The sequence below is a fragment of the Streptomyces sp. NPDC033131 genome, assembly GCF_055578365.1.
In genome coordinates this window covers 74,013-85,962 of sequence record NZ_JBVIPA010000002.1, presented here as the reverse complement: position 1 = coordinate 85,962, position 11,950 = coordinate 74,013, and the positions used below count along the sequence as shown (strand labels likewise).

Sequence of the window (11,950 nt, the reverse complement as noted above, 5' to 3'; positions counted from 1 at the left end):
TACCAGCTGTCCTCAGACGACAGCCGTCCGCAGGGGCGGGCCCCGAGAAGTGATCGCGTGGACGAGAAGGAGCAGGCGCGGCGCCGGGCCGGTGTGCGGGCGGCGCCCTCGCAGGCGCGGCCGGTCAGGGGTGGCGGGCAGTGCCAGCAGCAGCCTCAGCGGGGCGGCCAGCCGTCCGGCGACGGCCCGCAGGATGCGGAAGGCGGCCCGTTCGCCGTGCGCCAGCCACAGACCGCACAGCAGCGCGGCCAGGAGGTGGGCGGCGAGCATGCCGAACGAGGAGGTGTCGACGCCGGTGGAGTGGCCCGTGTGGCTCATGTCCATGGAGGCCATGCCGTCCATGTGCGGGGAGCCCATGTGCGCGGAGCCCATGTGCGCGGAGCCCATGTGCGCGGAGCCCGTGTGGGTGGAGCCCGTTTCCGGGGCCGGCGAGCCGCTCGCCGACTCTCCGCTCGCCGACTGCGCGAGCGAGAACGCCGCATGCAGGAGCGTCTGGACGGTGACCACGACGGCCAGGACCAGGGGAAGACCCCGCTCCCGCCCGGACAGACCCCAGCCGACGGCGCCGGTCACGGCGAATCCGGCGGCCAGCACCCAGCCGGGTACGTGGCTGCCGGACATCATGACGTGGCCCAGGGCGGCGAGCAGCACACAGACGGCCGCGAACACCGCGGCCCGTACGGTGCGCGAACCCCACCCGGCTGTCATGGCACCCTCATCCTCGCATCGACAGGCACGTCGTCACGCAGGGGTACGGAAATTCCCTCGGCCTGTGACTCACCCCCACCCATGTGATCCACGACACTGTCTACGCGGACGCGGCGGCACCCCTGCGCCGGACGGCGAACACGGCGAACACGGCGGCGGCCAGGCCCAGTACGCCCACGACCAGACCGGCGATGCCGAGCCCGCGCGCGGTGGAGTCGCTTGCCGAGGCCGCCGTCGACCCGGAACGCGCGGTTGCCGCCTCCGGCGTACCGTCGCCCGCCGTGAGCCTGAGCACCGGCGCCGGGTTCTCCGGCTCCGGAGCGCCCTGCTCGGCCTCCTCGATCCAGCGGACGACCTTTCCGTCGGAGTAGGTCTGCAGGGTCTTGAAGGTCAACCGGGAGGTGCTGTCGGGCAGTTGTCCGAAGGCGACGTCGAAGTCCTCGTAGTGGCCCGGGCCGATCGCCCCACCGGTCCAGGTGATCTCGGAGACGGCGTCGGTGACGGTGCCGTCGTCCGTCTTGACCGGCGTCCTCAGCTTCGTGTCGGTCACCTTGGCGCTCCAGCCGTCGTGCGGGGAGACGAGGACGCCGAGGACGGGGTGGTCGGTGGGCAGGAAGAGCTGCACCTTCGTGGTGCTCAAGGAGTCGTCCTCGTCGGGGACCCGGAAGCTCAGGACGCCGTCGGTGGCGCCCTTGGCGTAGCTCTCGGGGTGCACGGTGACGTGCGCGGAGGCGGCGCCCGCGGCGGCCAGCACTCCGGCGGCGGCGAGGACGGTGACGGCGCCGGCGCGGCGCAGGCCGGTGGGCGTGCAGGACATGGCCCGGTAAGGCATGGGGCGGTAGGGCATGGGTGGGTGGATCTCCGTACTGGGGAAGGGTGTCGGGGGTCGGATCGCGTACGGAAGCCCCACCGGCGGGCCCCTTCGGCGCACCGCGTGCCGCAGCATGGTCCGGCGCAGCGCGCCCGGTCCGTCACCCGCTCGTCGTACGCCCCCGGGACGGACCGGTACGGCCCGCCCGTACCTCAGCACCTGCCACCAGGCGACGAGCCCCGGCACGAACGCGACGGCCCGGCGCAACAGCGACCACAGCGCGGCCTCGCCGCGTCGCAGCCACCAGGTCAGCAGGAGGGCGGCAAAGACGTGGGCGAGGCCGGCGTGCGGCGTCAGGGCGTGTGACGGATGCATGCGCATGCCGTGCACGGCCACGACCGCATGCGGCCGCGCGGCCCCGAACGCGAGGTGCAACCCGCCCTGCGCCGCGAGCGTCGCACCGCCGAGGGGCGGCAACGACCGCTCCCGCCCGCCCAGTAGGCACCCTCCCGCGAACACCGCCACGAACCCGGCGCCCTGCACGCACACCGGCGGCGCCGTCCCGGTCGCCAGTGCGTGCCCCCCGGCGGCCAGCAGCACGCACAGCGCCGCGAACACCGCCGCGCGCAGCCCTCGCACCGCAGGGGACGCCCTCATGCCGCCCGATCCTGCCACCCACTTCGGGGTGCCCGGCCCGTGCCCGTGCCCTCGCGCGCCGTTTTTGCACGGGCATGACCGGACGTTTCCCCACCCGCGTCACATCCCGGTGGCGTCCACCACGGCACCGAGGTCGACGAACTTGAAGCCGGTCGCCGTACGCGTACCGCCCTCCCCGTCCGGTACCGCGGGGGTCTCCTGACCGTCCTGGACGACGAGCAGGCCGCGCGGGTAGCGGTCGCCGAGCGGGGCGTTGAGGACGGCCGCGCCGTCGCACTCCTCCACGCTGTCGAGCCCGTCCGTCGCGGCGCCGATCCGGAAGCCGCCCTCGTACTCGTTGTCCTCGCTCACCTCGCGGTCGTACAGGGCGAAGGTGTTGTCGCCCTGGCTGGAGGCGAGGAGGTAGCCGTCACCGTCCCGTTCCTGGAAGAGGGTCAGGCCCTCGACGTCGGCCGCCAGACGCCTGCCGCCGTATCCGGGGTCGGTGCCCGGGGCGCACTCCTCGGTCTCCTCGTCGTAGGTCCCGGGGACGCCGTACTCCTTCACCTTGTCCACGAGCGCCGGCTTGCCGGTGAGGTCGGCGCTCAGCCGCCAGATGCCGACGTCCTCCTGGCCCGCGTAGAGCGTGCCGGTGGCCGGGTCGACGACCATGCCCTCGACCTGCGGGAGTTCGCCTGGCTCCAGGCAGGGGGTCCACGTCGTGCCGTTCGGCAGGCGGAAGGAGGAGGGCAGGTCGAGGGTGCGGACCTTGCGGTAGCCGACCGTGCCGTTCGCGGCCGGGACGAGTTCGAGCAGGGCGAGGCGGGTGCGTTCGCGCCGGCTCACCAGCGCGTAGGTACGGCCGGTGGATGTGTCCTTCCAGGTGGCGAGGCCATACGCCGTGCGCTGGTCGTTGATCTCGCTCTGGCCGGCGGAGAAGACCGGGGCGGCGGCCGGGTCGGTGACATCGGTCAGCGGACCGCCGGGCCGCGAGGGATCGACGCGGTAGATCCGCAGCCGGTCGCCGCCACGGTCGCTCACCACCGCCACGTCGGCCCGCCCTGCCGGGGTACGCAGCCCGGAGACGAGGTCGACGTTGTTGAACCGGCCCGGGGCGTCGTCCTCGCCGGGCGGCTGCGGGGCGGGCAGCGACTGCACGAGGCGGGCGCCGAGGTCGTAGACCCGAAGACCGCCTTCCTTGGCGGTGGCCACGACGAGGCTGCGCCCCGGGTCGGCGGGGTTGCGCCAGATCGCCGGGTCGTCGGCGTCGGAGTTGCCGCCGGCCTCGTCGTCGTGGAGGGCGGCGGTCTCACCGGTGGCGGTGACCACCGGCAGACCGGCCGCGCCCACCGGGGAGACCGCGAGGAGGGTCGTCAGCACGGTGCCCGAGGCGAGAAGTGCGGCGCTTCGCGCGGTGCGGGGCGTTCTCACAGGCGCTTCCTTACCGTCGATGTGTCAAGGACATGTCGATGGTGCGGGAGAAAGCTTGCCACCAGGAGACGGTGATCTGTCGGGCCGCCGTGGGGCGTACGACCGTACGTCGGCCCCGTTTCCCGCGGTGTCGACGGCCCGGCGTCCGCCCGCCACCCGCAGGACACCAAACCTGTACTGTTCCTTTTCTTGAACCATTCGTGTTTATGAGGGTAGGTTGTGGCCATGACTGCACCCCAGCCCCCGACCACTGCCGAGGAACTGCGCGGTGCCGGCCTGCGGGTGACGGCCGCCCGTGTCGCATTGCTCGAGACCGTCCGGGGCGGGGACCACCTCGGCGTCGAGGCGATCGCCTCCGGGGTGCGTGAGCGCGTCGGCCACATTTCGCTTCAAGCCGTGTACGAGGCCCTCCACGCCCTCACCGCCGCCGGGCTCGTACGCCGCCTCGAGCCACCGGGCAGTCCCGCCCGTTTCGAGGGACGCGTCGGCGACAACCACCACCACCTCGTGTGCCGGTCGTGCGGTGTCGTCGCCGACGTCGACTGCGCGGTAGGCCATGCCCCCTGCCTGACCGCGTCCGAGGACCACGGCTTCTCGGTCGACGAGGCCGAGGTCATCTACTGGGGCCTGTGCCCCGACTGCACCACCGCTTCCACCGCCCTCAGTTCCTGAGCGTGTGTTTCACCCCGTTCGGAAGGATTCCCCATGACCGAGAACCATGACGCGATCGTCACGGACCCGAAGCCGGAGGCGGCCGGAGGCTGCCCGGTCGCGCACGGACGCGCCCCGCACCCCACCCAGGGTGGCGGAAACCGTCAGTGGTGGCCGGAGCGCCTCAACCTGAAGATCCTTGCCAAGGACCCGGTCGTCGCGAACCCTCTCGGTGAGTCGTTCGACTACGCCGAGGCGTTCCAGAACCTCGACCTGGCGGCCGTGAAACAGGACATCGCCGAGGTGCTGACCACCTCGCAGGACTGGTGGCCCGCCGACTTCGGCAACTACGGCCCGCTGATGATCCGCATGGCCTGGCACAGCGCCGGCACCTACCGCATCAGCGACGGCCGCGGCGGTGGCGGCCGTGGACAGCAGCGCTTCGCGCCGCTGAACAGCTGGCCGGACAACGGCAACCTCGACAAGGCCCGCCGTCTGCTGTGGCCGGTCAAGAAGAAGTACGGCCAGTCCATCTCCTGGGCCGACCTCATGATCCTCACGGGCAATGTCGCGCTGGAGACGATGGGCTTCGAGACGTTCGGCTTCGCCGGCGGCCGCGCCGACGTCTGGGAGGCCGACGAGGACGTCTACTGGGGTCCCGAGACCACCTGGCTCGACGACCAGCGCTACACCGGCGACCGCGAGCTGGAGAACCCGCTCGGCGCCGTCCAGATGGGCCTCATCTACGTCAACCCGGAGGGCCCCAACGGCAACCCGGACCCGCTGGCCGCGGCCCGCGACATCCGCGAGACGTTCCGCCGCATGGCGATGAACGACGAGGAGACCGTCGCCCTCATCGCCGGTGGCCACACCTTCGGCAAGACCCACGGCGCGGGCCCGGCCGACGCGGTCGGCAACGACCCCGAGGCCGCCTCCATGGAGGAGCAGGGCCTGGGCTGGAAGTCCACCCACGGCACCGGCAAGGGCGGCGACGCCATCACCTCCGGTCTCGAGGTCACCTGGACCACCAAGCCCACCCAGTGGAGCAACGACTTCTTCGACATCCTCTTCGGCTACGAGTGGGAGCTGTCCGAGTCCCCGGCCGGCGCCAAGCAGTGGGTGGCCAAGGACGCCGAGGCGATCATCCCGGACGCGCACGACCCGTCGAAGAAGCGTCTGCCCACGATGCTCACCACCGACCTCTCGCTGCGCTTCGACCCGATCTACGGTGAGATCTCCAAGCGCTTCCACGAGAACCCGGCCGAGTTCGCGGACGCCTTCGCCCGCGCCTGGTTCAAGCTGACCCACCGCGACCTGGGCCCGAAGTCGCTGTACCTCGGCCCGGAGGTCCCGGCGGAGACCCTGCTGTGGCAGGACCCGCTGCCGGTGGTGACGCACGAGCTCGTCGACGCCGCTGACGTCGCCACCCTCAAGAGCCAGATCCTCGCCTCGGGCCTGACGGTCTCCGAGCTCGTGTCCACCGCGTGGGCGTCGGCCTCGACCTTCCGTGGCAGCGACAAGCGCGGCGGCGCCAACGGTGCGCGCATCCGCCTGCAGCCGCAGAGCGGCTGGGAGGTCAACAACCCCGACCAGCTGGCCTCGGTCCTGCGCACCCTCGAGGGGATCCAGGAGTCCTTCAACGCCGCCCAGTCCGGCGGCAAGCAGGTCTCGCTCGCCGACCTGATCGTGCTCGCCGGTGCGGTGGGCGTCGAGAAGGCCGCCAAGGACGCCGGCTTCGACATCGAGGTCCCCTTCACGCCGGGCCGCGTCGACGCGTCGCAGGAGCAGACGGACGTCGAGTCGTTCGCCGCGCTCGAGCCGGCCGCCGACGGGTTCCGCAACTACCTCGGCAAGAGCAACCGCCTGCCGGCCGAGTACCTGCTGCTCGACAAGGCGAACCTGCTCACCCTGAGCGCCCCCGAGCTGACCGTCCTCGTCGGCGGCCTGCGCGTCCTGGGCGCCAACCACGGGCAGTCCTCGCACGGCGTCCTCACCGACACCCCCGGGACCCTGACGAACGACTTCTTCGTCAACCTCCTGGACCTGGGCACGACGTGGAGCTCGACCTCTGAGGACCAGACCACCTTCGAGGGCCGCGACGCCGCCACCGGCGAGGTCAAGTGGACCGGCACCCGCGCCGACCTCGTCTTCGGCTCCAACTCCGAGCTGCGCGCCCTCGCTGAGGTCTACGCGAGCGACGACGCCAAGGAGAAGTTCGTGAAGGACTTCGTCTCCGCGTGGGACAAGGTCATGAACCTGGACCGGTTCGACCTGGTCTGATCATGAACGATGCCCGGGCCGGCCCACAGGGGGCGGCCCGGGCATCGCCATGTGCGCCGCACGGTCAGTGTCCGGCGAGTTCTCCCGTGAGCTTGCCGTGGAGGTCGGCGCCGGGATCGTTCAGGCCGATGATCTCGACCGACTTGCCGACCCTGGTGAACGGCACGCCCGGCAGACCCGGCACCGGCAGCGAGGACGGCAGGGCGCCTTTGTCACCGCCGTCGGCACGGCGATCCCGGCGGCGACGGTCATGACGGTGAGGATCACGATCGCGACCAGCGGCGCCGGGAGTGACCGGGGTGAGCACGATGGCCCCGGATCATCCGATCCGGGGCCATCACTGGGCGCGTTGTCGTCACAGAGCGGCAGCGTGGACGTCCGCGCCCGCCGTGAGCCCCTCGGTCGAAGCCACGGCCATGAGGTCGGCGCAGACGTCTGCGATCGGCGTCTCGACGGAGAGACCGCCGAAGCCGCCGACGGCGAGTCCGCCGGAGACGTCGTCCAGGTCGGTGTCGGAGATCTCGGCTGTTTCCACCGGGCCGGCAAGGTTCATCGCGCGCGGTTCCCTTCGCATAGGCATGTCGGACAGGCGTGTCGGACTGGCGGAGTTCGCCTGATTCACGAGGCGGGAACTCATCCGGCGACTTGCGCCATGCGCAGGATCAAAGCACGTCGGCAAAGGGGCGGCCAGCCGTCGCAGACCCGGGCGGGAGACGCGGCGGCGACCGGCTTCACGGGCGTGACCTCGCGGTGACGGGACACACCGAATCCTTCACGCGACCCACCTCTGCGCTGCACGCACGACGGCTGCCACCGGTTCCGAGACGGACACCCCGGCGTCGGGGCCGCCGCGATCCGGCGCCGTCGTGACCACGGTTCAGACTCCGAACGGCCTTCGGTGAACGGTGTGCAGGTTTACCGGATCTTCGGCAAGCACTACGCGTCCCGCTCCCGCGGATCACCCGGGTATCCGATCCGCAGGAGCTGGGACAGCAGGTCGGCCCGGCGCAGCAGCGGTCCGACCACGTCACGGACGACGTCGACGGGTTCCCCGGCGGACTGCCTGTCCGCAGGAACTCGTGAGGGCGTGCCGCCATCCCACGGGCCCGTCTCGAAGGCCCCCGTCCCGGCGCTGGTCATCGCGCCGTGGCGACGGCTGGTTCCCACCGGCGCAGGCGGAACCGGCCGTGCCGCAGCAGGGGCCGTTCGACCAGGACGTACGAGGCCAGGGCCGCCGCGACCGTCACCACGACGCCGGCGGGGAGCAGGCGGTCGCCGTTGACGCCGAGGTCGGAGAGCAGCCGGATGACGGGGTAGTGCCACAGGTACATCCCGTAGCTGAGGTTGCGTCCGACCCATGCCAACGCGGCCACCGACAACAGGCGGGAGGGCCACGACCGCGGACACAGGTCCAGCGCGGCCACCACCGTGGCCGACAGGACGGCGGCGGCCAGGAAGCCGACCGTGTACCAGACGGGGTTCCACCGGCTCGCTCCGGTGATCGGTACCTGCCAGGCGACCAGCCCCAAGAGCACGAGCGCGGGCCAGCAGAGCCGTCCGGCCCAGCGGCGCAGGAGCGCCAGCCGGGGGTCGTCGGCGCGCAGCCGGGCCAGGACGACGGCCAGCAGAGCCCCCATGAGGAGCTGGTCGGCGCGGGTGTCGGGGCCGTTGTAGATGCGGTGCGCCGCCGTGGGGTCCCAGAGCACCATCCGCCAGATCACCGGCAGGAGGCACAGCGCCGCGACCCAGCCCAGGACGGTCCGTGCCGTGGCGTGCCGTAGCAGCACCAGCAGCAGGAGCGGCCAGGCCAGATAGAACTGCTCCTCCACCCCGAGCGACCAGGTGTGGCTGAAGGGCACGGTCAGGTCCGAGTACGGGCCGGGCTCCCCAGCCCGTACGAGATTGACCACCGAGCCCGCGGCCAGCGCCGCCGCCGTCCACGCCCCGTCGAGCAGTGGCAGCGGGAGTGCCACGGACAGCAGGGCGATGACCGCGCACATCACCAGCATGGCCGGCACCAGCCGCAGCCACCGCCGCCGGTAGAACGACCACAGGCCGATGCGCCCGGTACGGGCGTACTCGGCGACCAGCAGCCGGGTGATGACGAAGCCGCTGAGCGTGAAGAACACGTCCACGCCCACCGAGCCTCCGGGCACCAGGTCCGGCTCCACGTGATACACGATCACCAGCACCACGGCGACCGTCCGCAGTCCGTCCAGCCCCGCCACCCGCCCACCACGCAGTGCCGACGAAAAGCCCCGCCCGCCGCGTCTGTGCCGTTCCGCCGATGAGGGGACGGCAGGCGGCGCCGCTCGCACGCCCGGGCTCTGCTCGGTGGCCTCGTCTACCGTGCTCGGATGAGAGGTGCTCATAACGGCCGCGTCTGCCCTGCGCGCCGGAGGTCACACCCTTTCTCAGGTTCCTCACACGTTCAGCGCCGCTTCCCGGCCGCCGAGGCACGACCCCACCGCCCTCCGACACCGATGATCCTTCAAGCGCCCGCCCAAGCGGTTGAATGTTGAATCAGGTGGGGTTGGGGCGTTGGTCCTCCTCGACGCGCTACCGCCCGCAGCGCGTACGTCCTTGGCGCGTCCCCTCGCCCACATGCCGAAATGGGCAGTGCCTCGCGAGATCGATCCCGCGGTGGAGCGCCGCCGCAAGCCGGCCGCCTCCAAGTCCTCTCGTGGTGAAGGACGGACCACCCATGCATGTACCACCCGGCGTCGAGCAGCCCGGAGCGGCTCAGGACGAACCCGTAGCGGTCGTCGGGGCCGCCTGTCGGTTCCCCGGTGAGGTCCGCTCCCTCGCCTCGCTCTGGCGCTTGCTGATGGCACGTCGGGAGACGGTGCGGGAGGTGCCCGGTGAGCGGTGGGAGCAGGCGGAGCTGGCCGGTCTTCCCGACCAGGTAGCGGCCCGGCTGCGCTACGGCTGCTTCCTCGACGACGACATCTACGCCTACGAGCCGGAGTTCTTCGGGATCAACGCACAGGAAGCGCCCTGGGTGGATCCGGAGCACCGGTTGCTGTCCGAAGTCGTGTGGGAGGCCATCGAGCACGCCGGCATTCCGGCCCAGCGGCTGTCGGGCACACCGACGGGCATGTTCTTCGGGATCTACCAGAAGGACTACATGCTGCGGGTGCAGCGGCCTCTCGATCGAGGAGGTCCGGCGCAGTCGGCGAGTCTCGACCTGCTGGCGCACCGGGGCCGGTTCCTCGAACTCGGCAAGCGGGACATCTACGCCAACACCCGCCTCGGGCTGCTGCCGTTCCGCCGCAACGTCACCTTCGCCGGCGTCGACGTGCTGATGATGACGCAGCAGAACCCGGAACTGCTCGCCGAGGGCTACCGCGACCTGGCCGGCATGCTCGCGGACGGCACCCTGCCTTTGCTGCCCGTCACCGCACACCCCGTCACCGAGGCGTCGTCGGCCTTCCACACCATGGCCTCCGCCCGGCACACCGGCAAACTCGTCCTCACCTGGCCCACCAAGGGCACCGACATCCTGCCCGTGCGATCGGAGGACGTCCCCGTCGTACGGCCCGACGCGAGCTACCTGGTCACCGGCGGGCTCGGCGGACTGGGGCTCCTGGTCGCCCGGTGGCTGGCCGGACGAGGCGCCGCGGCTGTCGTACTCGCCTCCCGCGGCGCCCCCACTCCGGCCGCCCGCACCGCCCTCGACGCCCTCACCGCCGACTTCGGCACCCGCGTCGAGGTCGTGAGCGGGGACCTCGCCGAACCGGGCGTCGCCGACACCCTCGTACAGGCCGCCCTGGACACGGGCCACCCGCTGCGCGGCGTCGTGCACGCGGCAGCCGTCGTCGAGGACGCCACCGTCGCCAACCTCTCCCCCGCCCTCCTGGAGAAGGTCTGGCGGCCCAAGGCGACCGGCGCCTGGCTGCTCCACCACGCCACCGGCGGCCAGGACCTGGACTGGTGGGTCACCTTCTCCTCCGCCGCCTCCCTGCTGGGCAACCCCGGGCAGGGCGCCTACGCGGCCGCCAACGCCTGGCTCGACGAGTTCACCGCCTGGCGGCGGTCCCAGGGCCTGCCGGCCCCACCGCCGACCACTACGGACGGCAGGTCGACGACGTCCTCGGCGTCGAAATGCGCGCCAGTGGCGCCCTGATGAACCTGTTCGCCCGCAACCCCGGCCTCGTCCACACCGCGCTGACCCGCCTGCCCCCGGCATGGCGCCGTCTCGACGCCTACATCGCCGGCCGCACCAGCGTGGCCGGAATCATGGCCACGCCCATGGCCCGCGGCGCCACCGCCCTGGCCACCCGGCTCCCTCGGGCCCGCGAGAGCGCTCCACCCCTGAGGCCTGAGACCGGCTCAAGGCCGCGCGTGGCCTCCGGCGATGCACCCGCCGAAGGCCACGCGGTCGGCCGCCCCGCGCAGGATGGCGGTTACTCGCCGTCGGACTCCACGACCCAGCCCCGGCGGATCGTCCACACCCTGCCGTCCGCCGTCGCGCCCCGCATCCCCTCCAGCACCTCCGGGCCCGCAGCGGTCACCAGACGCGAGTCACCCGCGGACGCGAAGCCGAACGTGCGGCGCGGGTCCCAGTCGGTGCTGTGCCGGAGCCGGCGGCTCATCTGGGCCCAGCCGACCGGCGCCGCGGCCACCACCCAGGCGTCCGGCTCGGGACGGGTCAGCCGACGAGCCTGCCGCAGCCATGAGGCCGCGTCCTCGGGCCAGTCGACAACCGCGGCGAGATGTCCGCCGCTCCTGTGCCACGCGTCGGCGAACGCCGCGGCGGCGTCCCGCGACGCGGCGTCCCGGCCGTGCCCCAGCGCGACACTGCCGCCGCGGAAGCCGCATGCCTCCAGCAGCGCGAGCAGGCGGGCGATCTCCCGGTCGGTGTGCGGCCGGGCGGCGGGCCGAGTCGCGTAGTCGGAGAGTGCGGCCGGAACCAGCCGGGGAGAGGGCTCGCTCATGACGGCTCCCCCTTGCGCCACGCCCGGTGGCGATGGGGCAGGCACAGCGCGCACGGCCGGTACCCCGCGGCGACGGCGGTCGCCTCGTCCGCGAAGAACACCCGATGGCGCACGTAGTTCCCGCGAGCGATGTGCCGCAGGGCGGACGGGCAGTCCAGTCGTCCGTAGATCCGTCCGCGCCGGTAGCCGCCGAACCGGCCGGCCACGTCGCTGCGGTACGGCCGCCCGTCGCCGCCGATCAGTGTGTACCCGCGAGCCGCCGCCGCGGGGGCCGTCCCGTCGAGCCGTTGTGTGTCCACCAAGGCACTGTGCATCATCCCGGGCGGCCGTACCAGCGGTTTCCGGACGTCCACCTCGACGCCCACGGGGCGGGGTGCCGCACGACGACGGCGGCGGTGCGCCCTCGACGGGCGGGCGCTTCGAGCGGCGCTTCAGCGGCGCCGGGCAGCCTTGCCTGTCAGGGCAGTCCCACGCTGCCGGGGCCCGGCCCCGGCGT

The 11,950-nt window shown here is 72.3% G+C and carries 11 protein-coding genes and 1 pseudogene; 3 read left to right on the top strand and 9 right to left on the bottom strand.

From position 1 onward, the window contains the following. Positions 1–12: 12 nt before the first annotated feature. The 3 genes from ACZ5XS_RS03820 to ACZ5XS_RS03810 form a co-directional block, all read right to left on the bottom strand. Positions 13–708, bottom strand: a complete 696-nt coding sequence (locus ACZ5XS_RS03820; protein WP_468647588.1) for a hypothetical protein — start codon at positions 706–708, stop codon at positions 13–15. Between the two features lie 100 nt (positions 709–808). Then, positions 809–1,525 (bottom strand): YcnI family protein, encoded by a 717-nt coding sequence (locus ACZ5XS_RS03815; protein WP_468647945.1) that lies wholly within the window; start codon positions 1,523–1,525, stop codon positions 809–811. 750 nt (positions 1,526–2,275) lie between these two features. Continuing rightward, on the bottom strand, positions 2,276–3,586 hold the full coding sequence (locus ACZ5XS_RS03810; protein WP_468647587.1) for a phytase: 1,311 nt from the start codon (positions 3,584–3,586) through the stop codon (positions 2,276–2,278). Between the two features lie 225 nt (positions 3,587–3,811). Between ACZ5XS_RS03810 and ACZ5XS_RS03805 the strand changes: the two genes are divergently transcribed. Next, a complete protein-coding gene (locus ACZ5XS_RS03805; RefSeq protein ID WP_468647586.1) occupies positions 3,812–4,258 on the top strand; it encodes a Fur family transcriptional regulator in 447 nt (148 codons plus the stop codon). A gap of 33 nt (positions 4,259–4,291) precedes the next feature. Beyond that, positions 4,292–6,517, top strand: coding sequence for a catalase/peroxidase HPI (gene katG / locus ACZ5XS_RS03800; RefSeq protein ID WP_468647585.1), 2,226 nt, complete (start codon positions 4,292–4,294; stop codon positions 6,515–6,517). A gap of 154 nt (positions 6,518–6,671) precedes the next feature. Here katG and ACZ5XS_RS03795 read toward each other — a convergent pair. The 4 genes and pseudogenes from ACZ5XS_RS03795 to ACZ5XS_RS03780 all read right to left on the bottom strand — a co-directional run. Continuing rightward, a pseudogene (locus tag ACZ5XS_RS03795) lies at positions 6,672–6,814 on the bottom strand (SulP family inorganic anion transporter); the annotation flags it as partial. Positions 6,815–6,872: 58 nt separating this feature from the next. Continuing rightward, positions 6,873–7,070: a hypothetical protein gene (locus ACZ5XS_RS03790; RefSeq protein ID WP_468647584.1), complete on the bottom strand. Its 198-nt coding sequence runs from the start codon at positions 7,068–7,070 to the stop codon at positions 6,873–6,875. A 383-nt stretch (positions 7,071–7,453) separates the two neighbouring features. Further along, entirely contained in the window at positions 7,454–7,657 is a 204-nt protein-coding gene (locus tag ACZ5XS_RS03785; protein WP_468647583.1) for a hypothetical protein, read from the bottom strand. After that, positions 7,654–8,745, bottom strand: coding sequence for an acyltransferase family protein (locus ACZ5XS_RS03780; RefSeq protein ID WP_468647582.1), 1,092 nt, complete (start codon positions 8,743–8,745; stop codon positions 7,654–7,656). The genes ACZ5XS_RS03785 and ACZ5XS_RS03780 overlap by 4 nt, the downstream gene beginning before the upstream one ends. Before the next feature lie 476 nt (positions 8,746–9,221). On the opposite strand from ACZ5XS_RS03780, the gene ACZ5XS_RS03775 reads away from it, so the two are divergent. Beyond that, complete coding sequence (locus ACZ5XS_RS03775) at positions 9,222–10,643, top strand: SDR family NAD(P)-dependent oxidoreductase (protein ID WP_468647581.1); 1,422 nt, start codon at positions 9,222–9,224, stop codon at positions 10,641–10,643. A gap of 280 nt (positions 10,644–10,923) precedes the next feature. Here ACZ5XS_RS03775 and ACZ5XS_RS03770 read toward each other — a convergent pair whose 3' ends face one another. Next, entirely contained in the window at positions 10,924–11,454 is a 531-nt protein-coding gene (locus ACZ5XS_RS03770) for a hypothetical protein (RefSeq protein ID WP_468647580.1), read from the bottom strand. Continuing rightward, positions 11,451–11,753: an Ada metal-binding domain-containing protein gene (locus ACZ5XS_RS03765; protein ID WP_468647579.1), complete on the bottom strand. Its 303-nt coding sequence runs from the start codon at positions 11,751–11,753 to the stop codon at positions 11,451–11,453. The genes ACZ5XS_RS03770 and ACZ5XS_RS03765 overlap by 4 nt, the downstream gene beginning before the upstream one ends. Positions 11,754–11,950: the final 197 nt, after the last annotated feature.

Bases quoted from the DNA above. Each gene is read 5' to 3' on its own strand.
- ACZ5XS_RS03820 (WP_468647588.1), bottom strand. From the start codon at position 708: ATGACAGCCGGGTGGGGTTCGCGCACCGTACGGGCCGCGGTGTTCGCG.
- ACZ5XS_RS03815 (WP_468647945.1), bottom strand. From the start codon at position 1,525: ATGTCCTGCACGCCCACCGGCCTGCGCCGCGCCGGCGCCGTCACCGTC.
- ACZ5XS_RS03805 (WP_468647586.1), top strand. From the start codon at position 3,812: ATGACTGCACCCCAGCCCCCGACCACTGCCGAGGAACTGCGCGGTGCC.
- katG (WP_468647585.1), top strand. From the start codon at position 4,292: ATGACCGAGAACCATGACGCGATCGTCACGGACCCGAAGCCGGAGGCG.
- ACZ5XS_RS03790 (WP_468647584.1), bottom strand. From the start codon at position 7,070: ATGAACCTTGCCGGCCCGGTGGAAACAGCCGAGATCTCCGACACCGAC.
- ACZ5XS_RS03785 (WP_468647583.1), bottom strand. From the start codon at position 7,657: ATGACCAGCGCCGGGACGGGGGCCTTCGAGACGGGCCCGTGGGATGGC.
- ACZ5XS_RS03775 (WP_468647581.1), top strand. From the start codon at position 9,222: ATGCATGTACCACCCGGCGTCGAGCAGCCCGGAGCGGCTCAGGACGAA.
- ACZ5XS_RS03770 (WP_468647580.1), bottom strand. From the start codon at position 11,454: ATGAGCGAGCCCTCTCCCCGGCTGGTTCCGGCCGCACTCTCCGACTAC.